The sequence below is a fragment of the Bradyrhizobium lablabi genome (genome assembly GCF_001440475.1).
Classification (GTDB): domain Bacteria; phylum Pseudomonadota; class Alphaproteobacteria; order Rhizobiales; family Xanthobacteraceae; genus Bradyrhizobium; species Bradyrhizobium lablabi.
On sequence record NZ_LLYB01000060.1, the window covers coordinates 102931 to 127043 of the forward strand.

The 24113-nt window shown below is 62.7% G+C and carries 24 protein-coding genes; 22 read left to right on the plus strand and 2 right to left on the minus strand.

The window, feature by feature from the left end:
- Positions 1–4: 4 nt before the first annotated feature.
- The 12 genes from urtD to CQ14_RS13400 all read left to right on the plus strand — a co-directional run bounded on the left by urtD (position 5) and on the right by CQ14_RS13400 (position 9760).
- Positions 5–766, plus strand: a complete 762-nt coding sequence (gene urtD, locus CQ14_RS13345; protein ID WP_057858343.1) for an urea ABC transporter ATP-binding protein UrtD — start codon at positions 5–7, stop codon at positions 764–766.
- Between the two features lie 3 nt (positions 767–769).
- Complete coding sequence (gene urtE, locus CQ14_RS13350) at positions 770–1465, plus strand: urea ABC transporter ATP-binding subunit UrtE (protein ID WP_057858344.1); 696 nt, start codon at positions 770–772, stop codon at positions 1463–1465.
- A gap of 42 nt (positions 1466–1507) precedes the next feature.
- Positions 1508–2344 carry an urease accessory protein UreD gene (locus CQ14_RS13355; protein WP_057858345.1) on the plus strand — a complete coding sequence of 279 codons (837 nt, stop codon included), beginning with the start codon at positions 1508–1510 and terminating at the stop codon, positions 2342–2344.
- A 24-nt stretch (positions 2345–2368) separates the two neighbouring features.
- Positions 2369–2671 (plus strand): urease subunit gamma, encoded by a 303-nt coding sequence (locus CQ14_RS13360; protein ID WP_057858346.1) that lies wholly within the window; start codon positions 2369–2371, stop codon positions 2669–2671.
- Between the two features lie 9 nt (positions 2672–2680).
- The gene (locus CQ14_RS13365) at positions 2681–2986 is read left to right on the plus strand and encodes an urease subunit beta (RefSeq protein ID WP_057858347.1); all 306 of its coding nucleotides are present in this window, start codon (positions 2681–2683) and stop codon (positions 2984–2986) included.
- A gap of 173 nt (positions 2987–3159) precedes the next feature.
- Positions 3160–4875, plus strand: a complete 1716-nt coding sequence (ureC, locus tag CQ14_RS13370; protein WP_057858348.1) for an urease subunit alpha — start codon at positions 3160–3162, stop codon at positions 4873–4875.
- 48 nt (positions 4876–4923) lie between these two features.
- Positions 4924–5223, plus strand: a complete 300-nt coding sequence (locus tag CQ14_RS13375; RefSeq protein WP_057858349.1) for a putative quinol monooxygenase — start codon at positions 4924–4926, stop codon at positions 5221–5223.
- Between the two features lie 25 nt (positions 5224–5248).
- Positions 5249–5548: a putative quinol monooxygenase gene (locus CQ14_RS13380; protein WP_057858350.1), complete on the plus strand. Its 300-nt coding sequence runs from the start codon at positions 5249–5251 to the stop codon at positions 5546–5548.
- A 67-nt stretch (positions 5549–5615) separates the two neighbouring features.
- Positions 5616–6254, plus strand: a complete 639-nt coding sequence (locus CQ14_RS42190) for an urease accessory protein UreE (protein ID WP_082649845.1) — start codon at positions 5616–5618, stop codon at positions 6252–6254.
- The gene (locus CQ14_RS13390) at positions 6235–6972 is read left to right on the plus strand and encodes an urease accessory protein UreF (RefSeq protein WP_057858352.1); all 738 of its coding nucleotides are present in this window, start codon (positions 6235–6237) and stop codon (positions 6970–6972) included. Before CQ14_RS42190 ends, CQ14_RS13390 begins: the two co-directional genes overlap by 20 nt.
- Positions 6973–7107: 135 nt before the next feature.
- A complete protein-coding gene (gene ureG / locus CQ14_RS13395) occupies positions 7108–7740 on the plus strand; it encodes an urease accessory protein UreG (protein ID WP_057858353.1) in 633 nt (210 codons plus the stop codon).
- Between the two features lie 370 nt (positions 7741–8110).
- Positions 8111–9760 (plus strand): CHASE domain-containing protein, encoded by a 1650-nt coding sequence (locus CQ14_RS13400; RefSeq protein ID WP_057858354.1) that lies wholly within the window; start codon positions 8111–8113, stop codon positions 9758–9760.
- Positions 9761–10106: 346 nt separating this feature from the next.
- On the opposite strand, the gene CQ14_RS13405 is transcribed toward CQ14_RS13400, so the two are convergent.
- Both CQ14_RS13405 and CQ14_RS13410 read right to left on the minus strand, forming a co-directional pair.
- Positions 10107–10655, minus strand: a complete 549-nt coding sequence (locus CQ14_RS13405) for a sigma-70 family RNA polymerase sigma factor (RefSeq protein ID WP_057838540.1) — start codon at positions 10653–10655, stop codon at positions 10107–10109.
- Positions 10655–10852, minus strand: a complete 198-nt coding sequence (locus CQ14_RS13410) for a NepR family anti-sigma factor (RefSeq protein WP_057838541.1) — start codon at positions 10850–10852, stop codon at positions 10655–10657. The genes CQ14_RS13405 and CQ14_RS13410 overlap by 1 nt, the downstream gene beginning before the upstream one ends.
- A 303-nt stretch (positions 10853–11155) precedes the next feature.
- Here CQ14_RS13410 and CQ14_RS13415 point away from each other — a divergent pair, with 303 nt between their 5' ends.
- From CQ14_RS13415 to CQ14_RS13460, 10 genes are all read left to right on the plus strand, one after another.
- Positions 11156–11962, plus strand: a complete 807-nt coding sequence (locus tag CQ14_RS13415) for a response regulator (RefSeq protein ID WP_057858355.1) — start codon at positions 11156–11158, stop codon at positions 11960–11962.
- A 153-nt stretch (positions 11963–12115) separates the two neighbouring features.
- Positions 12116–13114 carry a DUF808 domain-containing protein gene (locus CQ14_RS13420; RefSeq protein WP_057858356.1) on the plus strand — a complete coding sequence of 333 codons (999 nt, stop codon included), beginning with the start codon at positions 12116–12118 and terminating at the stop codon, positions 13112–13114.
- Positions 13115–13402: 288 nt separating this feature from the next.
- Positions 13403–14008: a LabA-like NYN domain-containing protein gene (locus tag CQ14_RS13425; RefSeq protein WP_057858357.1), complete on the plus strand. Its 606-nt coding sequence runs from the start codon at positions 13403–13405 to the stop codon at positions 14006–14008.
- A 278-nt stretch (positions 14009–14286) separates the two neighbouring features.
- Positions 14287–15168, plus strand: coding sequence for a DMT family transporter (locus CQ14_RS13430; RefSeq protein WP_057858525.1), 882 nt, complete (start codon positions 14287–14289; stop codon positions 15166–15168).
- Between the two features lie 84 nt (positions 15169–15252).
- The gene (locus CQ14_RS13435) at positions 15253–16539 is read left to right on the plus strand and encodes an MFS transporter (RefSeq protein WP_057858358.1); all 1287 of its coding nucleotides are present in this window, start codon (positions 15253–15255) and stop codon (positions 16537–16539) included.
- 386 nt (positions 16540–16925) lie between these two features.
- Positions 16926–17531 carry a hypothetical protein gene (locus CQ14_RS13440; RefSeq protein WP_057858359.1) on the plus strand — a complete coding sequence of 202 codons (606 nt, stop codon included), beginning with the start codon at positions 16926–16928 and terminating at the stop codon, positions 17529–17531.
- A 25-nt stretch (positions 17532–17556) separates the two neighbouring features.
- Entirely contained in the window at positions 17557–18141 is a 585-nt protein-coding gene (locus CQ14_RS13445) for a hypothetical protein (RefSeq protein ID WP_057858360.1), read from the plus strand.
- 29 nt (positions 18142–18170) lie between these two features.
- A complete protein-coding gene (locus tag CQ14_RS13450; RefSeq protein ID WP_057858361.1) occupies positions 18171–19565 on the plus strand; it encodes a Dyp-type peroxidase in 1395 nt (464 codons plus the stop codon).
- Complete coding sequence (locus tag CQ14_RS13455) at positions 19562–20902, plus strand: catalase (RefSeq protein ID WP_057858362.1); 1341 nt, start codon at positions 19562–19564, stop codon at positions 20900–20902. The genes CQ14_RS13450 and CQ14_RS13455 overlap by 4 nt, the downstream gene beginning before the upstream one ends.
- Positions 20899–24108, plus strand: coding sequence for an AAA family ATPase (locus CQ14_RS13460; RefSeq protein ID WP_057858363.1), 3210 nt, complete (start codon positions 20899–20901; stop codon positions 24106–24108). The genes CQ14_RS13455 and CQ14_RS13460 overlap by 4 nt, the downstream gene beginning before the upstream one ends.
- Positions 24109–24113: the final 5 nt, after the last annotated feature.

Genomic DNA, 24113 nt, shown 5'->3' on the forward strand with positions numbered 1-24113 from the left:
GCGCATGAGTGTCATGGAAGGAAGGACCACTTCGGCGCTACTCTATCTCGACGGCGTGCACGTCTCGTTCGACGGCTTTCACGCCATCAACAATCTCTCGCTGACGCTCGAGCCCGGCGAGATGCGCGCCATCATCGGCCCGAACGGCGCCGGCAAGACCACGATGATGGACATCATCACCGGCAAGACCAAGCCGGACGAGGGCACGGTGCTGTTCGACGGCATGACCGACCTGACGCGTCTCGATGAAACCCGCATCGCCGAACTCGGCATCGGCCGCAAATTCCAGAAGCCGACGGTGTTCGAGAGCCAGACCATCGAGGACAACCTGCTGCTCGCGCTCAATGTCGATCACAGCGTCAGGGGCACGCTGTTCTGGCGCGGCAACGGGGCCGAGGCCGAGCGGATCGATCGCGTGCTGGAAACCATCCGCTTGACCAATGCCCGCAATCGCCTCGCCGGAAGCCTGTCGCACGGCCAGAAGCAGTGGCTGGAGATCGGCATGCTGCTCGCGCAGGATCCGAAACTGCTGCTGGTCGACGAACCCGTCGCTGGCATGACCGACGTCGAAACCCATCAGACCGCGGAGCTGTTGAAAGAGATCAACAAGGAGAAGACGGTCATGGTCGTCGAACACGACATGACCTTCGTGCGCGAGCTCGGCGTCAAGGTGACCTGCCTGCACGAAGGCACGGTGCTGGCCGAAGGGACCATCGATCAGGTCTCGTCGAACGAGCGGGTGATCGAAGTGTATCTGGGGCGCTGATCCATGCTGAAGGTCGACAACATCAGCCTTTACTACGGTGCGGCGCAGGCGCTGCGCGGCGTCTCGCTGTCCGCCGAGCCGGGCAAGGTGACCTGCGTGCTCGGGCGAAACGGCGTCGGCAAGACCTCGCTGCTGCGCGCGCTCGTCGGGCAATATCCGATCGCGGGCGGCTCGATCACGCTCGAAGGCAACGACATCACCGGCTTGAAGCCCTATGAGCGCGCACGGCGCGGCATCGGTTTCGTACCGCAGGGCCGCGAGATCTTTCCGCTGCTGACGGTGGAGGAAAATCTCAAGACCGGATTCGGCCCGCTCAAGCGCGACGACCGCCATATCCCCGACGACGTGTTCTCGCTGTTTCCGGTGCTGAACACCATGCTGGGCCGCCGCGGCGGCGACCTCTCCGGCGGGCAACAGCAGCAACTGGCGATCGGCCGCGCGCTGGTGATGCGGCCAAAGCTGTTGCTGCTCGACGAGCCGACCGAAGGCATCCAGCCGTCGATCATCAAGGACATCGGCCGCGCCATCTCCTACCTGCGCAGCCTTGGCAACATCGCAATCGTGCTGGTCGAACAATATCTCGACTTTGCTTGCGAGCTCGGCGACAATTTTGCGGTCATGGACCGCGGCGCGGTCAAATTTGCCTGCGACCGCTCCAACCTCGATCCCGCCGAGATCAGCCGCCAGATGGCGCTGTAAACCTCGCGCATCGGGGGCGTCGTAAACGTCGTTGGGGGACGGATGCAGGCCGAAATTGCGCGCGGGACTTCAGCCACCTTCGCGGCCAACCGGGCACAGGGCTCGGTTCGGTTCGGCGTGCATCTTGACGACGGTGTCACGCGCCGCGGCGACCTGCATGAATCCGGCTCGCTGCGCGTGCGTTTTCCTTCCCCTGAAACGGAAGGCCTGTCGGGCGTCTTCGTCAACACCGCCGGCGGCATTGCCGGCGGCGACCGTTTCGACATCGACATCAGGGCAGGCGAGGGGGCGCGGCTGACGCTGACGACGGCGGCGGCCGAAAAGGTCTATCGCGCACCCGGTCCTGCCGCGGAGCTCACCATTGCCCTGAAAGCGGAGGCCCGTGCGCACCTCGCCTGGCTGCCGCAGGAGACCATCCTGTTCGACCGTGCGCGGATCATCAGGCGGATCGATATCGACCTGGCCGAGGACGCCTCGCTTCTGCTCTGCGAAATCGTCGTGTTCGGCCGCGCGGCGATGGGCGAAACGATGCAGCACGGCGAATTCGTCGACCGCTGGCGGCTGCGCCGCGGCGGTCGCCTCGTGTTTGCCGAGACCGTCCGGCTCGATGGTGACATCGGCGCAAAACTGGCGCGACCGGCCGTTGCGAAAGGCGGCGCAGCTATCGGCACTGCGCTGATTGTGCCCGGCGACGAGACCGTGGTGGAGCGGATTCGCGAGGCGTCGGACGCGTTCGGCGGCGAGGTCGGCATCTCCTCGTGGAATGGATTTGCAATGGCGCGCTTCTGTGCCCAAGATGCGGCCAGGCTGCGCGCCGACATGATGACTGTGCTCGGCCGCGCCAGCGGCGCAGCGCTACCCCGCTTGTGGCTCAACTAGATCTTCAATTACCAGAGTGCTCGCATGAACCTCTCCCCCCGCGAAAAGGACAAGCTCTTGATCTCGATGGCGGCCATGGTGGCGCGCCGCAGGCTCGAGCGCGGCGTCAAGCTCAACCATCCCGAGGCGGTTGCCATCATTTCCGACTTCATCGTCGAGGGCGCCCGTGACGGCCGCACCGTCGCCGAACTGATGCAATCAGGCGCGCAGGTCATTACCCGCGCCCAGTGCATGGACGGCATTCCGGAGATGATCCACGACATCCAGGTCGAGGCGACGTTTCCCGACGGCACCAAGCTCGTCACCGTCCACGAACCGATCCGATAGGAGCGCGGCATGATCCCCGGCGAACTCTTCATCAAGGACGGCGAGATCGAACTCAATGCCGGCCGCAAGACGGTGACGCTCACCGTCGCCAACACCGGCGACCGCCCGATCCAGGTCGGCTCGCACTATCATTTCTTCGAAACCAACCCCGCGCTGAAATTCGACCGCAAAAAATCCCGCGGCATGCGCCTCGATATCGCCGCCGGCACCGCGGTGCGTTTCGAGCCCGGCCAGACCCGCGACGTCCAGCTCGTCGCGCTCGCGGGCAAGCGCACCATCTACGGCTTCCGCGGCGACGTGCAGGGGAAGCTGTGATCTGTAGGGACGCGCTGTGATCCGCGGTGAGGTGAGCATACTGGTCGGGCTCCCTCCCCCCTTGCGGGGTCCGAGGCGAGCGAAGCTCGCTCTCGAGGTTGGGGAGAGGGGTAAGCCGCGAGTCCCCATGCATGGGATTTCGACAACAACGACCGACAAGGCTGGAGCCTGACATGTCCGTAAAAATCAAACGTTCCGTCTACGCCGACATGTTCGGGCCCACCACGGGCGACAAGGTGCGGCTGGCCGATACCGACCTCATCATCGAGGTGGAAAAGGATTTCACCACCTATGGCGAGGAGGTGAAGTTCGGCGGCGGCAAGGTGATCCGCGACGGCATGGGGCAGTCGCAAGTCACCAACAGGCAGGGCGCGGCCGATACCGTCATTACCAATGCGCTGATCGTCGATCACTGGGGCATCGTCAAGGCTGACGTCGCGATCAAGGAAGGCATGATCGCCGCCATCGGCAAGGCCGGCAATCCCGATATCCAGCCCAATGTGACCATCGTGATCGGTCCCGGCACCGACGTGATCGCGGGTGAAGGAAAAATCCTCACCGCCGGCGGGTTCGACAGCCACATCCATTTCATCTGCCCGCAGCAGATCGAGCACGCGTTGATGTCCGGCGTCACCTCGATGCTTGGCGGCGGCACCGGTCCCTCGCACGGCACGTTTGCGACGACCTGCACGCCAGGCCCGTGGCACATGGGCCGGATGATCCAGTCGTTCGACGCGTTCCCGGTCAATCTCGGCATCTCGGGCAAGGGCAACGCGGCGCGACCCGCCGCGCTGGTCGAGATGATCAAGGGTGGCGCCTGTGCGCTGAAGCTGCACGAGGATTGGGGCACGACGCCGGCCGCGATCGACAACTGTCTCGCGGTGGCTGACGACTACGACGTCCAGGTGATGCTGCATTCGGACACGCTGAACGAATCCGGCTTCGTCGAGGACACGGTGAAGGCCTTCAAGGGCCGCACCATCCACGCCTTCCACACCGAAGGCGCCGGCGGCGGCCATGCGCCAGATATCATCAAGATTGCGGGCCTGAAGAACGTGTTGCCGTCCTCGACCAATCCGACGCGGCCGTTCACCCGCAACACCATCGACGAGCATCTGGACATGCTGATGGTGTGCCACCATCTCGATCCCTCGATTGCGGAAGATCTGGCGTTCGCCGAGAGCCGCATCCGCAAGGAGACGATTGCGGCGGAAGACATCCTGCACGATCTCGGCGCGCTCTCGATGATGTCGTCGGACTCGCAGGCGATGGGCCGGTTAGGGGAAGTCATCATCCGCACCTGGCAGACCGCCGACAAGATGAAGAAACAGCGTGGCGTGCTGCCCGAGGACAAGGGCAACGACAACGACAATTTCCGCGTCAAGCGCTACATTTCGAAATACACAATCAACCCCGCGATCGCGCATGGTGTGTCAAAGCTGATCGGCTCGGTGGAGAAGGGCAAGCTCGCCGACCTCGTGCTGTGGTCGCCGGCGTTCTTCGGCGTGAAACCGGATTGCATCATCAAGGGCGGCTCGATCGTGGCCGCCCCCATGGGGGATCCCAACGCCTCGATCCCGACGCCGCAGCCGGTGCATTATCAGCCGATGTTTGCCGCCTACGGCAAGTCGCTGACGGCGTCCTCCGTGGTGTTTACGTCAAAGGCCGCCATCACCGGCGGGCTGGCGCGCAAGCTCGGCATCAGCAAAACACTCTATCCGGTCAAAAATACCCGCGGCGGCATCTCCAAGAAGAGTATGATCCACAACGGCGCCACGCCGAAAATCGAGGTCGATGCCGAGACCTATGAGGTGCGCGCAGACGGCGAGCTTCTGACATGCGCGCCAGCCGAGGTCCTGCCGCTGGCACAGCGCTATTTCATGTTCTAAGGTCGGTCCCGGAACTTGAGCCAGAACAAAAGTCCGGGAGGATCTTAAGTGATTTACGTCGTTGCCACGCTGACCATCAAGCCCGAAACGCGCGCCGATTTCATCGCCGCTGCCACCGCCTGCATCAAGGAAACCCGCAAAGAGCCGGGCAACATCGCCTACGACCTGCACGAAAGCGTCACCGATCCCGCCAAGATGGTGTTTGTTGAGCAGTGGGAGAACATGGAAGCGCTGGGGCCGCATCGCACGGCGGAGCACATGAAGACGTTCGGCCGCGTTGCCGTGAAATGCATGAGCGCGCCGCCGAAGATCGAATATATCACGCCCGAAAAAGTCGAAACCCGCTAACAAGAAAAGCCACGGGAGCGAACTCATGATCTATGTCATCGCCACCACGCCGATGAAGCCGGAAAACAAGGACGACTTCATCAAGGGACACAAGGCCTGCACCGTCGAAACGCTGAAGGAGAAGGGCTGCATCTCCTATGAAGGCCATGTCAGCGTGAACAATCCCAACCTGTATGTGGTGGTGGAGCGCTGGGAAACCCGCGACGACCTCAATGCGCATGGCCGCGCGCCCCACATGAAGGTGTGGCGGGAGTATTCCTCGCAGATGAAGACGGCGCCGACGGTGATCGAGATAATCAGCGACGGCAAAGTGGAGAAATTCTAGCAAAGCGTTTTCAAGCGAAGTGGGAACCGGTTCGCATGAAGAAAACGCGTCAAAATAAAAGGCTCTCATGATCCGCGCGACCAACGTCCTGGGCCAGCATCGCTGGACGCAATCAGCAGCCGATACCGTCGTGCTCGATTTTGACGATCGGCACCGGCGGCGGATGGCGATGACGGGTACGCGCGGGCTCGAATTCCTGCTCGATCTGGAAAATGCGGTCGCGTTGCGCGGCGGCGATGCGCTGGTGCTGGAGGACGGCAGGCTGATCGAAGTGGTGGCGGCGGCCGAGCCCCTGATCGAGATCCGCGGCGCCGATCCCCTGCACCTGGTTCGCATCGCCTGGCATCTCGGCAACCGCCATCTGCCGACGCAGATCATGCCAAAGGGCCTGCGCATCCGCCGCGATCACGTCATCGAGGCGATGGTGAAGGGGCTCGGCGGGCGCATCATCGAGATCGAGGCGCCGTTCGATCCCGAGGGCGGCGCCTACGCGCAAGCCACGCACGATCATGCCGCGCATGATCACGGCCACCACCATCATGATCACGGTCATCATCACCATGATGATCACGCGCACCACCACCACGGTGATCACGATCACCACAGTGATCACCATCACCACGGTGATCACGATCATCATCACGACGAGCATTGCGACCACGATCATCACCACCACGATCACTCCCATGCTCATGACCACAAATGAGCCCACGCCCGTCGACGCAAGCGGCGGGATGACGGCGGAGGAAGCCGCGGCGCTGTACCGGCTGATGACGTGGCTGTCGCCGTCGTTTCCGGTCGGTGCGTTCTCCTATTCCAGCGGTATCGAATGGGCGGTGGAGGCGGGCGATATCACGGATGCCGCATCGCTGCGCAACTGGCTGGCGGCGTTGCTGGCCGATGGGGCAGGTTTCTGCGACGCCGTGTTCGTGGCGCAGGCGCATCGCGCGGCGGTCGCACGGGATGATGAAAAATTGCGTGAAACTGCCGAACTGGCGGCTGCCTTCGTGCCCTCGCGGGAACGCCAACTCGAAACCACGACGCAGGGCCGCGCCTTCATCGATATCGCCCGGTCGGCCTGGGCGTGCGACGGCCTCGACGCGACGGTTGCGGCTTGCGGTGGCGCGATCGTCTATCCCGTTGCGGTCGGCATCGTCGGCGCCGCCCATGCCGTCCCGCTGCCGCCTGCAATGCACGCGTTCCTCCACGCGCTGGTGTCCAACTGGATTTCCGCCGGCGCGCGCCTCGTCCCGCTCGGACAGACCGACAGCCAGCGCATTCTCGCCGGCCTCGAAGCCGATGTTGCCGCCACCGCCAGGCGCGCGCTCGCCGCCTCGCTGGATGATCTCGGCAGCGCTACCTTCCGCGCCGATCTCGCCAGCCTCCGCCACGAGACGCAATATACGAGGCTGTTCCGGTCATGACGCTGCAGCAAGCCGTAGCCCGGATGAAGCGAAGCGCAATCCGGGGCCGTCTCACACTCGGATCAACCTGTCCCGGATTGCGCTGCGCTCCATCCGGGCTACGATCGTTCACGCGCAATTGGAAGAGCATTCGCCATGTCTAATTCTCACGGGCCCTTGCGGATCGGCGTCGGCGGCCCCGTCGGCTCCGGCAAGACCGCGCTGATGGACCTGCTCTGCAAGTCGATGCGCGAGCGCTACGACATCGCCGCCATCACCAACGACATCTACACCAAATGGGATGCGGAATTTCTGGTGCGCTCGGGTTCGCTGACGCCGGATCGCATCGCCGGCGTAGAGACCGGCGGCTGTCCGCACACCGCTATCCGCGAGGACGCCTCGATGAATTTGGCGGCGGTTGCCGACATGCGCGCGAAATTTCCCGATCTCGATCTGGTGCTGATCGAATCCGGCGGCGACAATCTCGCCGCGACATTTTCGCCCGAACTCGCCGACCTCACGATCTACGTCATCGACGTCGCCGCCGGCGACAAGATCCCCTCCAAGGGCGGACCCGGCATCACCCGCTCGGATCTTTTGGTGATCAACAAGATCGATCTGGCGCCCTATGTCGGCGCATCGCTCGAGAAGATGGATACCGATGCGAAACGGATGCGCGGCGAGCGGCCGTTCGTGATGACCAACCTGAAGAAGAGCGAGGGGCTCGATCGCATCATCGGCTTCATCGAGGCCAAGGGCGGCCTGCGCCCGGCCGCGAAGGCCAAATAATCCAGGAAGACAGGCAGGCCTGGTTAATCGGTCCGGCCGGGCTCGGAGCGGCCGGACAAGCGGTCAGGCCAGCGGCCGGGCGAGCCGAACGTTAATCTTAATATGCCGTCCGCCGCCATGGCCCGCGGATTTGTCGCTCCGCAGCGGAACCAAATCGGCGCTGTCAGATTATCAATCTCTGGCCCCGCAAGATCAGCGTTAACGGCGGCCGTGTTGTTGCCCGCTGCCAACCTCTCAGTTGCGTGCTGATGATCGCTCCGTCATATTCGCCGCGGTTGGCTTGCGCGCTATTGCCAATGCGTTTCTGCCCCGGCAGAGCCCAAAATGCTTTCAATACGTCTTCGCCAACACGTCATTCCTGAGTAAGCGAGTGGTTCGGCTGGGCTTCATTATCGGCTTTATCGCGCTGATCGGAGTTCTGCTCTCCGGTCTCGCGGCCTATCGCGTCCACGATCAGGAGCTGGCGCTCGACGGGATCGCGCTGGCCCGCGCCATCGACGTTCATGCCAGCCTGGTGCAGGACCGCCTGACCGAGCGCGAACTGCTCGCCCGCGTTGCATCCGGCCTGTTCCGCGCACCGTCGGTAGTGAAGGCCAACATGCTGCAGCCGCTGCGTTCGGCAATCTATGCCTTCAAGACCGATTTCGTGGTCGCGTCGTGGATCGCGCGGCTCAAGCCGGGCGATCTGCCTGTGGCGCAGGCGGAGCTGAAGGGCGCGGGCTTCACCAATCCGACGATCCGGGATTTCGACGACAAGCCGCTGGACATCAAGACGATCAACAAGCCGATTGACGTGCTGATGGACGTTGAGCCGCGCAACGCGGATACGCTGGGCGCGCCGGGCCGGGCCTACGACCGGCATTCGGTGATCGGGCCGATGCTGGTGCAGGCGGCCGCCGCCGGAAAGCCGCTGGCGTCGGATCCGATCCCGCTGTTGCGCCAGAACGGGCCGATCGGCATCGTGCTGGCGTCCGCCATCGTGCCGGAAGGCAGCACCGAGCCGGCAGGCTTCGTCACCTTTTCGTATGAGTTGGCGCCCTTGATGCTGACCAATGACGACCGCTCGCTGTTTGCGGTGGTGCTGAAGGACCCCGACGACGTCAGCGACGAATATGTCGCCAACGAGCAGGGTGTCGTCACCTTGCGGCCGGTGAAGCAGGGCGACCCCTTGCCGTCGGTGGTGCGCACGGTGACGTTCGGCGGTCGTGACTGGTCGCTCGGCTATTATGCCAAGAACAACGCTGTGCAGCGCGCGCAGCAAACGGCGATGATCGTGGCGGCGATCGGCCTGGCGCTCACCGGTATCGTCTGCGGCCTGTTCGGCTATGTCGCCTATAACAATCTGCGGCTCAGCCGCGAGATCCAGGTCCGGATCGGTTTCGAGCGGCGATTGACCGCCGTCATCGACGAGCTCAACCACCGGGTCAAGAACATCCTGGCCGTGATCCAGTCGATCGTGACGCGCACGCTGCGCCACGGCTCCGACATGGACGTGTCGCGCGAGCTGTTGATCGGCCGCATCCACGCGATGTCGAACGTGGTGACGCTGCTCAGCGAAAGCCAGTGGCAGGGCGTCAAGCTCAGGGGCCTGTTCGAGTCGCGCGCGATACCGCATGCCGACCGCATCGTGGTCAACGGCCCGGACATTTCGGTGAGCGCGCGCGCCGCGCAGTCGCTGTCGCTGCTGTTTTTCGAGCTGGCCTCGCATTCCGATGAGGGGTTGTCGCTGGTCGGCAAGCATCCGCATATCGTCGCCAACTGGGAGGTCACCGGCGAGGAGCCGGACGAGGTCTTCCATTTCCGCTGGGAGGAGTTCAACACCAGCGCGGCGACACGGCGAGAGGACAGTGATTTCGGCCTCATCCTGCTCGACCGCGTCGCGCCGGAAGCGATGGGCGGCACCGCGAAGCGCTACTTCACCGACGTCAGCTATGTCTACGAACTCACTGCTCCGATGGTCACCGTCGTCGACATGACCGAGCGCGACCGCACCGGCGAGATTTCCGCTCCACTGCGTTGACGGGATCGCAAGGTAGGCAAAGGTGCATTTGCGCCATGCCCACCCTATGGCTTCGGAACCCCTGCATGCCCCACGCATTTAGCCCTCATCAAAAGGGAGGAGTTCGTCATGGGACGTTATCTCTTGCTGTGGCTGCTGGGCGTGCCAATTCCGATTCTGATCCTGATCTACGCTTTCGGCGGCCTGCATTGAGTTTGACCTGTAGGCCGGATGGAGCAAAGCGCAAATCCGGGGGCGACGGCGCGGCAAGCGAATCCCGGGTTGCGCTTCGCTTCACCCGGGCTACACCTCAAACAAAAAGGCGGCCCAGCGGGGCCGCCTTTTCCATGTCATTTCGATAGCGTCATCATCCGCCATTGCCGCCGATCACGGCGCGCACGGTCTCGTCAGGTCCGAAATCCTCGGCGCCCTCGACATAGAGCAGCGCGGAGAGTTTCGAGCGCGCGCGGTTGACGCGGCTCTTGATGGTGCCGACTGCGCAGCCGCAGATCGCCGCAGCGTCCTCATAGGAGAAGCCGGAGGCACCGACCAGAATCAACGCTTCGCGCTGGTCCTGCGGCAGCTTGTCGAGCGCGGTGCGAAACTCCTCGAATTCCAGATGCGCGCCTTGCGACGGCTGGGTCTTCAGGGTTTTCGCATAATTGCCCTCGGCGTCCTCCACCTCGCGCCGCCGCTTCCGGTAGTCGGAGCGAAACAGGTTGCGCAGGATGGTGAACAACCAGGCCGGCAGGTTCGAACCGGGCTGGAACGAGTCGATGTTGGCAATGGCGCGCAGCAACGTTTCCTGAACCAGGTCGTCCGCACGGTCGCCATTACCTGAGAGCGAGATCGCGAACGCGCGCAGGCTGGGTACCGACGCCAAAATGTCGTCGCGAAGAGAGTCGGTGAGAGGCATTAGTCCCTCCCGTCATTTTTTGCTGTTTCGTCGATTTGGGCCGCTGCCGCTTCCGGCCCATCGAGCTTTCGGATCAATTCCGCAAAGCGGTCCGGCACACCTTGTCGGACCACGTCGTCGTACATGGCGCGGAGCTGATGGCCGATCCTGGATTGAATCTCGGCGTTAAGCCCGCCCTGCTTCTTTACTTCCTTCATGGTGTGATCCACGCTTCCCCGAGAGTTAATTCTCTGTGTTTTCAAGAGGTTACCTCGAAATTGGGCATAGGCCGCCGCGTTATAGGTCACAGGCTAATGCGAATACGCCCGGAAGGTTCCGAATTCCTGGAACTTTTTCTGGAACTTTTTTGCCCTTCGCGAGTAATCGGGGGGACAGGGGAACCCGGGTCCCCCAGCAAGAAACTAAATTTGACGCCCGCCACGGCGTTTCAAGGTTACGTCCGCCCGGCTGAGACCCTAACTACGGCCAAGGATACGGCCTAAGATAAGGATGGAATGGGGATGTCCCGATCACAGCTTGTTGCTGAACATCTGCCGCTGTTGCGGCGCTATGCCCGTGCGCTGACCGGAAACCAGGCCTCGGGTGATGCCTATGTGGCCGCCATGCTGGAGGCCCTGCTGCAGGATGGCTCCCTGCTCGACGAACGCTACGGCCCGCGCGCCGGGCTGTTCAAACTGTTCACCCAGATCTGGAATTCGGTCTCGCTCAACGACAACCCTGACGTCGCGACGCTGGCGCTGCCGCCGGAGCGGAGGCTGTCGAACATCACGCCGCTGCCGCGGCAGGCTTTCCTCCTGCTGTCGCTCGAAGGCTTCTCCGAGGAGGAGGTGGCGTTCATCCTCAATACCGACATCGCAGAGACCCGGCAGTTGACGGATGCCGCCGGCCGCGAGATGGCGGCGGAAATCGCCACCGACGTCCTGATCATCGAGGACGAGACCTTCATCGCCATGGACCTCGAGAGCCTGGTGAAGAACCTCGGTCACAACGTGATCGGCGTCGCCCGTACCCATGCGGATGCGGTGGCGCTGGCCAAGAACAAGAAGCCCGGCCTGATCCTCGCCGACATCCAGCTCGCCGACGGCTCGTCCGGCCTCGATGCGGTCAATGAATTGCTGCGCGTGTTCGAGGTGCCGGTGGTGTTCATCACCGCGTATCCCGAACGCTTCCTGACCGGCGAGCGCCCCGAGCCGGCGTTCCTGATCTCGAAACCGTTCCAGCCCGCGATGGTCTCGGCGGTGGCGAGCCAGGCGCTGTTCTTCCAGCGCAACTCGCGCAACCGTGCGCCACGGGCGGCTACGGGCTGACAGTTCTTTGTTGAGTGAGTAGAAATGGATCCGGCGCGCCCCACTGCGCGCCGGATTTTTTTTGCGTGAATTGTTGGTTGCCCATACTGGTCATGTGCTGGAAGCGGTGCACCCGCCAATGTCACCGCAACGAATCTTTGATGGGTGCAATCGATGAGTATCGGGCTGATAGGCCTTCTCGATGATGTTGCCGCGATTGCGAAAGTGGCCGCAGCCTCGCTCGATGATGTCGCCAGCCAGGCCGTCAAGGCGGGTGCGAAGGCTGCAGGTGTCGTCATCGACGACACCGCGGTCACGCCCGGTTACGTGATCGGGTTCGAGCCGAAGCGCGAACTTCCCATTGTCGGCAGGATCGCTGCGGGATCGCTACGCAACAAGCTGTTGATCCTGCTGCCGGCTGCCCTGATGCTAAGCTACTTCCTGCCCTGGACGATCACGCCGCTCCTGATGCTGGGCGGTGCGTATCTCTGCTACGAAGGGGTAGAGAAGGTGCTCGAGGCCGTCATGCCCCATCATGCGCACCAGCATGAAGCCGAACTCGGCACCGTGGCGTTGAACGCGCCGTCGGTCGAAGATGAGAAGGTCGCAAGCGCGATCAAGACCGACTTCATCCTTTCGGCCGAGATCATGGCGATCACGCTGGCCGCCCTTTCCGTCGGGAGCATCTGGAAGCAGGCCCTGGTGCTGGCGGTGGTGGCCATCGGAATCACCGTCGCCGTGTATGGCGTGGTGGCCCTGATCGTGAAGGCCGATGATGTCGGCGTGGCGCTGGCACGGAGCGAAAGGGTCTCGTTCGCCGGCCGCGCGCTCGGACGCGGCATTGTTCGCGGCATGCCTGGGCTCCTGAAAGTCCTCAGTGTGGTCGGGACTGCTGCCATGATCTGGGTTGGCGGCGGCATCATCCTGCATGGCGTCGAGGTCTACGGCCCTCCCGCGATCCACCACGCCGTCAAGACCGCGGCGGAGGCCGTGGCTCACGCATTTCCGTCGCTTGCCGCGATCCTCGAATGGGCGGTAGAGGCGGCCATATCCGGCGTCATCGGCCTCTTGGTCGGCGCCGCAGCGATTCCGGCGGTCGGATTTGTGTTCGCGCCTGCATGGAAATCGCTAAAGCGTCTGCTGCAACGCGGTCAGGATATGCCGGCTCGATGAGAGCAGCCTCTTGCCGGCAGGAGACCATAAACCTTCGTATAGGCTGTCCATCCGTTTCGATGTCGGCCATTTACTTCGGTACAATTGAGCATGGCGCGAATCGACCATACCGTCGGCATGTCGAGGCAGGTGCGCACTCTCGCATTGCTCGGCGCGTTGTCTGTTCCTCCCGGTCGCCGACGCCGCCTGCCTCGTCACCTCGGTCAATTTAGGCGCTATTGCCTGCGGCCAAACTCTGAGCGAATGTTTCTCTTGGCCTGCGTATCCTGAATGAGGGGTCAGTGCCCGATGTCATTGTCCGGAAGAATTGCGCTCTTTATCGACGGTGCCAATCTATACTCGACCGCCAAGGCGCTCGGTTTCGATATCGACTACAGGCGTCTATTGAAGGAATTCCAGGAGCGTGGCGCGCTGCTGCGCGCCTTCTACTACACCACCATTATCGAGGATCAGGAATATACGTCGATCCGTCCGCTCGTCGATTGGCTCGACTATAACGGCTACACCGTCGTCACCAAGCCCACCAAGGAATTCGTCGACGCCACCGGCCGCCGCAAGGTGAAGGGCAGCATGAATATCGAGCTTACGGTCAATGCAATGGAGCTCGCCGATCATGTCGATGCCATGTTTCTGTTCTCCGGCGACGGGGACTTCCGTCCGCTGCTGAAGGCGGTGCAGCGCCGCGGCGTCCACGTCACCGTCGTTTCCACCCTGGCCAGCCAGCCACCGATGGTGGCCGACGAACTGCGCCGTCAGGCCGACACCTTTCTCGACCTTGCGGATTTGAAGCCAAAGCTGGGCCGCGATCCGTTGGAGCGGCCGCCGGCACGCGAGCTCCGCCAATCGCCGCAATTTTCACGCGCGACGGTCAATGGAAATGGCCTCGGGAAGTGATTGATCGGTTGATCGGCAGGGGTGCCGGGCTAGCGCGCGCCGTGTGAACCAGTTCACGTCGTCTTGGCCGGGCTCGCGGTACTATCGTCGTGACACGGAGACGACGCCTCGGGACGGGCGACCCAAGTTCGCGGCCAGGCACCTCCCCCTGGCTGGGCCACCAGCTTCGATCTGAAAGCTGGTCGGACTGATCCGGCGCGCTACACCCAGCGCGCGCCGGATCTTTTTTTGTGCGCGCCGACGTGGAGCCATTGTCTGCAAGCTGCTAAGCGATGGGCATGGATGCGGCGCGGCGCGACAAGTGGATCGGCTTTCTCTGCCTGGGCGTCACCGCCGTCGGATGGGCGCTGAACTGGCCGCTGATGAAACTGTTGCTGCAGCAATGGCCGCCGCTGTTTGCCCGCGGGCTGGCAGGCGTCGCCGCGGCAGTCATCCTGTTCGGATTAGCGAAGACGTGGGGACAGTCGCTGCAGGTCCCGCGCGAGGCGCTGGTCCGGCTGTCGTTCGCGTCGTTCACCAATGTGTTCGCCTGGATGGGATTTTCCACGGTGGCGATGAAGTTCGTCCCCGTCGGCGAGGGTGCGCTGATCGTCTACACCATGCCGATCTGGGCCACGCTACTGGCATGGCCGCTGGCCGGAATCCGGCCCAAGCTCGTGGACATCGCAGCGCTGGTGCTCGGCGTCGGCGGTATTGCCGTGCTGTTGGGCGGCAACGGTTTGACCTTCGACAGCGGGCGGATCGCCGGAATCCTGCTGCTGTTTTCGGCGGCGATCCTGTTTGCGATCGGCACTATCCTCAACCGCGTCGCCTTGCCGATGCCGCCCTTGGTCGTGGTCGCCTGGCAGGTCGGGCTCGGCTGCCTTGTGATGCTGCTGCTCGGCGTCGCCTTCGAACAACCGAACTACGGCGCGCTCACGGCGCAAGGCCTGGCGTGCTTCGTCTACATGACGCTGGTGCCGATGGGCCTCTGCTATCTCACCTGGTTCGAGACCTTGCGCCGCCTGCCGCCGTCATCGGCCTCCACCGGGATGCTACTGGTGCCCCTGATCGGAGTGATCTCGGCGGCGCTCATCCTCGGCGAGCCGCTCGGCCTGCGGGAGGTGGTGGCGATGGTGCTGGTGCTCGCCGGCGTGGCGCTGGCGCTGCAGCGGGCGTAAGCCGCATTGCTTGTTGAACTGCGCGGTCGGCCCGCATAGGCTCGCTGGAGCAACAAGAAAATAACCGGAAACGTCCTCTCATCGATGCAGTCCGCCGAGCGGCCTTTTCCCCACCGCCGGGGCCTGATCATCGTCGCGACACTGGCTACCGCCTATGTCGCCAGCCATTTTTTCCGCGCGTCCAATGTCACCATCGGCCTCGATCTGATGCGCGATCTCGCCATCGGGCCGGAAGCGCTGGGGGCGCTGACCGGCGCGTTCTTCTTCGGCTTTGCCGCGATGCAGATCCCCTGCGGTTTCTTCTTCGACCGTTTCGGACCGCGCTATACCGTGGTCGGCATGCTGATCGTGGCCTCGATCGGCGGCGCGATGTTCACGCTGGCGCCGAGCTGGCCGGTGCTGCTCACCGGCCGCGTGCTGATGGGTGCCGGCTGCGGCGTGATGCTGATCGGCAGCATGGTGGTGATCTCGCGCTGGTTTCCGCCCGATCGTTTTTCCACGCTGACCGCGATGGTGCTGTCGATCGGCCTGCTCGGCAACCTCGCAGCCACCACGCCGCTCGCCTGGGCGTCGCAGGCGGTCGGCTGGCGTCCGGTGTTCGGCGCCGTCGTCATCTTCATCGCGCTCGCCACGGTCGCAATCTTTCTGGTGGTGCGCGACGCGCCGCCCGGCCATCCCTTCCTGAGCCGCAAGGTGGAACCATCAGGCGAGATGCTCAACGGCTTCCTGGAAGTGCTGCGCAACCCGCGCCTGAAGCCGATCCTGGCGCTGAATTTCTGCAACTACGCCTGCACCTTCACCGTGCAGGGCCTCTGGGGCGGCGCGTTTCTGCGCGAGGTCCATGGCTTGACCCCGATCGCGGCCGGCAATGTCCTGCTCTGCGCCGTGATCGCCTACCAGGCCGGCATGCTCGCCTTCGGCCCGCTCGACCGCCGGCTCGACACCCGCAAGGGCATCGCGATCGGCGGCACGCTGGTGATCGTTTGTCTGCTCGCGATCCTAGCGCTGTTCTCGCAGCCGCCGGCCTGGCTGCCGGTTGCCGTCATCATCGCCATGGGCTTCTTCTCCGCCTCCAGCACCATGGTGATGACGCACGGCCGCGGCATCTTTCCCGACCGCCTGATCGGCCGCGGCATCGCGACCATGAACACGTCGGTGATGCTCGGCGTCGCCTGCATGCAGACGCTTTCCGGCATCATCATCGGCGCGTTTGAGCCGCTTGGCAGCGGCGCCCGTACGGAAGACGCCTACCGCGCGCTGTTCGGCACGCTGACACTGGTGCTGATCACGGCAGTCGCGATCTACAGCCGCTCGCAGGACGTCAAGCCGAGCGACGAGATGAAGGGTGCTCGCGATCCGGCGCGAGCGTAGCGGGAGGGCGCGGCCCAAGCTTCTGCGCCGCCCAACGGGATGGACAAATACTCCGCTTGGGCTCAAGCCCGATGTTTGTGATGTATTTCACAGACACCATGTGGCCAAATTTGATATGACGCCCGCGCGTCCCATCACCACTCCCGGCGCGCCCATCTGCGGCGACTAGTCTTGGAGAAGAGCGGACGCGCGCAATTGTCGTTTCTTGGATGCCGATAATACTGCAAGGCTGATTCAAATTCGTCTCCTGCCCGATGCGACTTCCAAACAATGGGTGTTGCAGCTCGAGCGCTGGTATCGATGCTTATTTAACTAGTGGTGTTTTTCGTAGGGGTGGGGGGCCAAGCAACGGCGCTTCATTCACCCCTCTTCGCGACGAGGTTCTCATGGCCGATCGTGCGCGCAATAAGGACGGGCTTGGCAAAGCCGTCACGTTCAACGTCATCACGCCGATGAATCGCTTCGGCACCTGCGTCGTTCGCGTGCTGCTCTGGATATTCGATCGCTGGAAGCGAACCCAGAACACCGCGAAGGCGTTGGCGTTTCTGCCTTTCGTTCATTGGGTTGTCATCAAACGCGATCGCTTCCCGCAACTCGAAGGTCAGCCGGCGGAAAAGCTGAACTACGATTATCTGTTCTTTCTGAGCACGTTCAATGGCCCATGGGAAACCTACATCGAGGCCTTCGCGGACGTCCTCTATGTGCCGCTCGACCTCGTATGGTTCTGGAGCATTCGCTATCCCATGGCCCGGCCGGTCGCGCCGCTGAAGCGGTACATCAAGCGCAACCAGGTCGAGTCGGATCACTCCTACAGCGCTTACCCCGGCGCCTCCGTGCGCGACGTTCGAGCGGGCCTCGAAGTGCGCCGCGAACTCGAATTGTTCGAGAAAAATTCGCGCGATCTGCCGCCCGATAAATTTGCGACGGAATTCAATCGCCTGCTCATGAGCGTGCAGAACAAGCTGGGTAGCTTCGGTCCCATTCCCGAGTAGCGGGCTGTTTGAGCGGAGTACGCGTATGGCAAATCAGAACGGCGAAAAATACGGTTTTACCGGACTGTTTCCAATCAAGCCTGGGCATACAGCCGCCTTGCGCACCTTTCTGCGCACGCTGGATGACAACCCGCGCGGTTCGCCGTTGAGCGAGGTGCCGGTCGTCCACATGGCCCGCTTTGTCGTAATCGACAGGCTTACCTATCAGGGAATCCCGGCGAAGATCGATACGCTGAAGTCGACTTACCTGCTGTTCGCCTGCGACTTCGACGGTTTCAGCATCGACGTACTGATCCGTGAAATGATCGAGCATATCCCGGATCAATTGAAGACCATTTGGCAGCACTGCCGTGGCTTTCCGGGCATCGAGAGCCGCGACGGTCTCTCTGTGTATTTTGAGCAATGTGAGGTTGGGACCAATTTGCTGCTGGCCGACCAGCCCGACGCCACCGTGAACGAAATTCTGCTGGGACTGATGTACCGGCGAGGGCTCGGGGAATTCATCAGGCACGTTCAGGAAAAACAGCCAACTCCGGCAGAACTCAAGCAAGACTTCGCGACGTTGTGGCAAAGGCTGCAAGAAGTCAGGCCACTCGCAGGAGATTTGTGACGACATAGCGATTGAAAGTGAGGCCCGCGATGTTCGATTTTTCCAATATTCAAGGCAATATTCTTCGTGGCTACGCCTCCTTTCCGCACGCACGTTTCCTGTATTTGGCGGTTCACGATGCGGGCGATGGCAGGTCGTTGTTGAAGGCCCTGCTGGATTCGGGCTCCGTTACTCCTGCGCAGTGGAGCGAAAAGCCGGACGCGGCGCTCAATCTTGCCCTGACCTTCGCCGGACTGCGGGCCTTGGGCCTTCCGGAGGAAAGTCTCGCGACTTTTCCGGCCGAGTTTCGCGAGGGCATGAAGGTTCGTGCAAAAGCACTCGGAGATGTCGGCAAGAGTTCACCGCAATGGTGGGATGAACCCTGGAAAACCAGCCGTGTCGATATTTTGGTCATGATCTACGGCAGGACCGAGGGGGCGCTCGAGGAGCGTTGCCGAACGTTCCGGCAATCGTTGCCCGCCGGCGTAACGGAGCTGGGTCCCGATCAACCTGCTGGATTTTTCAGTAAGGATAACGAGAAGGCCCGCCGCGAGCATTTCGGCTTCGTCGACGGGCTGAGCAATCCCGCCGTCGAGGGCGTATCGCGCGACGGCGGCGCCGGAAGGTCACAGGAAATCGGCAATCCCGATGAGAGGGGACGATTTCGCAAGATTCCGCTCGGCGAGTTCATCCTCGGCTATCCCGGTGAAGGTGGCGATCTCGCGCCGATGCCGCTGCCGAACCTGCTTTCGCATAACTCGACTTATCTTGTGTTCCGTAAGCTCGAGCAGAACGTGCCGCTGTTTCGAGACTACATTGCGGAGCAAGCCAGGTCGTTTGCCCGGACGATCCCAGGCGGCCTGCCGAACGGCGTGACCGCGGAAGACTTTCTGGCGGCTAAGATGATGGGACGTTGGCAAGACGGATCTTCGCTGATCGAGCATCCGGATCGACCGACCAAGGCGCTCGATAATGGATTCGCTTATGCCGACGATCCCGCGGGTGCACGGTGTCCGCTGGGAGCGCATGTGAGACGCACCAATCCGCGCGACGCGCTCGGTTTCGGCGGCAAGACGATGAGCCGGCACCGCCTGATCCGGCGCGGCATCACCTACGGCAAGCCTCTTCCGCCCGACGAGCGGGATGACGAAAGGCGCGGCATCCTCTTCATCGCCTTCAATTCCGGCTTCGATCAGTTCGAGTTCGTGCAGCAATTATGGGTCAACTTCGGTGACGATTTCGAGCAGAGCAATGACGGCGATCCGATTGCCGGTAGCAGCCAGGGCGGCCAGATGGTGATCCCGGGCGATGAGACCACGGGGAGGCGGCCGTTTATCTGTTTCAACATTCCGCGTTTTGTCGAAACCAAGGGCGGCGATTATTTCTTTGTCCCGAGTCTCGCCGCGCTCAGGCTGCTGGCCTCCGGCAGGGTTCGCGCGTCATGACCCGGTCAGGCACACGGCGACGGTTAGACGATCCCGCAGGCGGGAAGACGCTCACGGCACGCCTGCTGGGAGATCAGCCGGTCAGCCTCGGCTTCCGTGCGCTGCGCCGCATCTCCGAATTCAGGGAGATGCTGCGCGCGATCGCGCTCCCGGCGCCTAGGGGCGACGCGCGGAGATCGTCTGCGACGCCGGAACGATACCAGCAGCTCGTGAACGCGCTGGAGCTGCCGCCGGACCGGCCAGTGCCGTTGCATGTGCTTGAGCGGGCCGTGCCTGGCGAGGCAACCATGACCCGGCAAATGGCGCGCATTGCCGCAGAAGCGGTGATTACCAACTACTGCGAGAGCAGGGTCTCGGACTGCTTCGTCCCTGCGATGCGCGACCAGCACGCGAAGTCGCACGGATGCGTGACCGCGGAATTGATCGTTCGCGAGGATCTTCCGGCCGAGTTCACCACGGCGCTATTTCGTCCAGGCGCTCGCTATCCGGCCATGGTGCGGTTTTCCAACGGGCTCGGTCGGCGCCAGAGCGACCGCAAGGTGGACGCGCGCGGCATGTCCATCAAGCTTCGCGAGGTCGGGACGAAGACCATTCTTGCCACGCTGGCGCCCGACAAGGCGTCACCCGGCGAGCATGATTTCGCGCTTAGCAGCTTTCCGATCTTCTTCTGCAAGGATGCGGTCGATTATACGCAGTTGATGAACGCGGTGAGTGCACCACAGGCAACCTGGCGGGAAAAGCTTCACAAGGCAGCGTTATGGCTCGGGTTCGTCGTTCAGCGTCCGCGCCAATTTTACCTGTTTCTGCGGACGGCGCTGCAAGGCCTTTTCACCATCCGAAATCCGCTGACCGCCACCTATCACAGCATGTCGCCGTTCCTGTTCGGCGAACACAGGGTCGTGCGCTATCTGGTCGGTCCTGCCGGCGGTCCGGATAAATCCGCTCGATGGTGGACATTCATGTTTTGGGCTCGATCGGACAGCTTTCTTCAGGATGCGCTTGTGCGGGATCTGGACCCGCATACGCATCAGCCCGGCCATGATGTCGTGTTCGATTTCTCCATACGGGTGCGGGACGGCGCCACGACGGATGACGTCGAGGACGCGTCCCGGTGGTGGACCCGCCGCAACGACAAGGTCGTGCGGCTGGGGAGCATTGCCATTCCAAGGCAGAGCTTTCTGACGCAAAATCAACTCTACGACACCGAGCACATGGTGTTCAACCCGTGGAACTGCCTGCCTGAGCACAGGCCGCTTGGCAGCGTCAACCGGATGCGGCTTGCCGTCTATCTTGCCTCGCGGCAGATGAGGCGGAAACTGAATGGGGTGGCGCCGTGAACAGCCAGCCATTGCCCGCTCGATCGGGCGGACTTCAGCGAACGCGATCGCCGCCGCACATCGAGAGCGAAGCTCTGCACGCCGAGCGCCGGCAGCTCACCGTGGTATTTGTCGACATCGTCGGCTCAACGCCGTTGAGCGAGCGGCTTGATCCCGAAGAATTTTTTGCGGTGATCCGAACCTATCGCGATATCTGCGACGAGCATATTCGACGCTACGGCGGTCACATTGCCAGAATGATTGGCGACGGGTTGCTGGCATATTTTGGTGTGCCACAAGCCCACGAAAATGATCCCGAACGTGCGGTGCGCGCCTCGCTGGCGGTTGCTGCGGCAATCAAGAAGCAGAAGTTTCTGCTGTCGGATGGCAGTTTCGTCCGCCTTGGCGTGCGTATCGGGGTGAACACCGGGGAGGTCGTCGTCGGCAGCGTACCCGGCGAACCAGCCGATCGGCGGGAAGTATTCGGCAGCTCGGCTCATGTCGCTGCCCGCCTGCAGGGGCTCGCCGGCGAGAATGGTGTTGTGGTCGGTTCCGGCACTTACGAGCTGACGCGCGGAACATTCAGTTACGCGCCGCTGGGCAGACGCGTGCTCAAGGGCGTCGAGGAGCCAGTGGAAGCCTGGCGCGCAGAAGCCCTGACATCCAACGAAAGCAGGTTCGAGAGAGCGCGGAGGTCGCCGCTCGCTCCGATGATTAACCGCGCCAGCGAAAGCGCAGCGCTTGCCGAGATGTGGCAGCAGAGTGTAGCGGGGTCAGGACAGGTCGGCGTCATTTCCGGCGAACCTGGCATCGGCAAGTCACGCCTGATCCGCGAGTTCCGCAGACATCTCGGTGCGACTCCGCGTAATACCCTGTCGTTTCAGTGCTCCCCCTTTCACGTCAACACCCCGCTTGCCCCCGAAATCGAGCGGCTCAGGCGCGCGACCGGCATCCAGGAAACCGACGACCCGGAACTCGCATTGGCGAAACTGCGAGCGCTTCTTGCGGGAGCCCCCAATGTCGCGCGCGCGCTTCACTACTACGGCGCGATCCTGTCGATACCCGCCTGCTCGGACTACGAACCCGCCGATCTCGGATCTCCCCTCCAGCGCGAATGCGCTTTCAGGGAGGTTATGGACGTTCTCGTCGGGGCCTCGCACAAGCACCCTGTGCTGATGATCTTCGAGGACGTCCAGTGGATGGACCCGACCACCATTGAGTTGCTGGTACGGGCAATAGTTCGTTGTTCAGGCGAGCGGGTAATGATCCTGATCACGCATCGCGATGACTACCGGGCGGACTGGTTGTCGGGCTTGGCAGTCCGACGGATTGCCCTTCACAAGCTGGCGCCGCACGAATGTGAGCAGATGATCGCAGCCGTCGCAGGTAACGATATCGTCTCGCGCCGGATTACCACCCAGATTGTGGAAAGAACCGATGGCGTGCCGCTCTTCGTCGAGGAGTTTACGCGGGCCGTGCTCGATTCCCGCGCGATCGAGCGCGCCGGTGACGGCTTGGCGGTGGCCGAAAAGCTGCCCAAACCATTAGTGCCGTCGAGTATTCACGATTCACTGATGGAGCGCCTTGATCGTCTCGGTCCGGCCAAGCGTGTCGCCCAGATCGCCTCCGTGTTCGGACGGCAGTTCAATTATGAAGGTATTGTCCACGTATTTCCGGGCAAAGACGAAACGCTGAGGCACGCGTTGCAGGCACTGGAAAGCGCCGGGGTCGTGTATCGCCTCGTGGAAGACCAGACTGCGCCGTTCATGTTCAAGCACGCGATGATACAGGAGGCCGCCTACTCCTCGCTGCTCAAGGAGGAACGGCGCGAACTCCATGCGCGCGTCGCATCGTGGCTGCTCCAGGAGGCCAAGGAGAGCAGTCAGCCCGCCGTGCTCGGTCATCACTATGCACGCGCAGGCAACATTCCCGAGGCGATCGAGGCTTGGCTTCAAGCGGGCAAATCCGCGCTTGGCCGATCAGCCACCAAGGAAGCCGTGGCCCATCTTCGCGAGGGCCTCTCGCTGATACCGAAGCTGCCTGCTTCACCACGGCGCTTCGAAGCCGAAATCGCGCTGCAATCGAACCTGGCGATGGCATACACCGCTAACGCAGGATGGTCCGATCCGCACGTCTATGGACCCTATAGCCGCGCTCTCAAACTTTGCGCGAGCTATGGCACCGTTCGCGAGAAGGCGACGGTGCTGTGGGGCAGCACCATAGCCAAACTGGTCAACTGCGAGCTCACCAAGGGTCTCGAACACGCACAGGATTTCGTCCGGCGGGCCGAGCAGTGGCGTGACGATGAAGCGGCGCTCATGGCGTACGCCGCTGCTGTGATCGCCAATTTCTTTCTCGGCCGCCTGGAGCAGGCGGCCGAACTCGCGGCTCTGATCGGCGCGCGCTACAATCCCCGCGATCATGGCAAGCTGGTCCAGATCTATCAGCATGATCCATTGATCGTGTCGCTGGTCTTTTCCGGACACATCGAATGGTTGTTGGGCCGGCCCGGCCGGGCCAGAGAGTGCTGTGAGACGGCGCGCCAGCTCGCGAGCGAGATCGGGCATCCGTTCATGTTGGCCTTCGCCTCCATTCTTGGCGTTAGCGATCACTGGTACGAGGGCGATCTTGCGGCCAATCTGGCCAGCGTCGAGCGTGGCTTGAAGGTCGCTGAGGAGTTTGGCTATCCGATGTACCGGGTGATCGGTCCATTGTGGGCGACCCCTGCGCTGGCGGCGCGAGGCCCTGCGCCGGAAGTGCTCGAACGATTGTGCAGCCTGCTCGGTAAACTGCCTACCGAGAACAGGTGTATCCAGATGCCGTTCTATCGAATCCTGCTCGCCACGGAGTTCGGAAGGATCGGGCAGATAGAAAGGGCGCGAAGCTTTGCTGCTTCGGCCGAATCCCTGATGAAGCAAACCGGCGAACGCTGGGCTGCTCCCGAGATTTATCGGGTTCACGGCACGCTGTTGTGCCAGGAACCCTTGCGGGACGACCGGGCGGCCATGCGCCTGTTCAAGCGCTCGCTTGAATCGGCCAGGAAGCTTGGAGCGGTTGGCTGGGAATTGCGCACTGCGATCAGCATCTCGCGCCTGATCGCTGGCGATGGCGCATCCGGGCGGGCTGAAGCGCGAGAACTGCTGATATCAACCAGGGCGAAATTTGCCTCTGCGGAAACTTCCGGCGATCTGCGCGAGGCTGACGAACTGATAAGAGCGCTGAACTGAAGGTT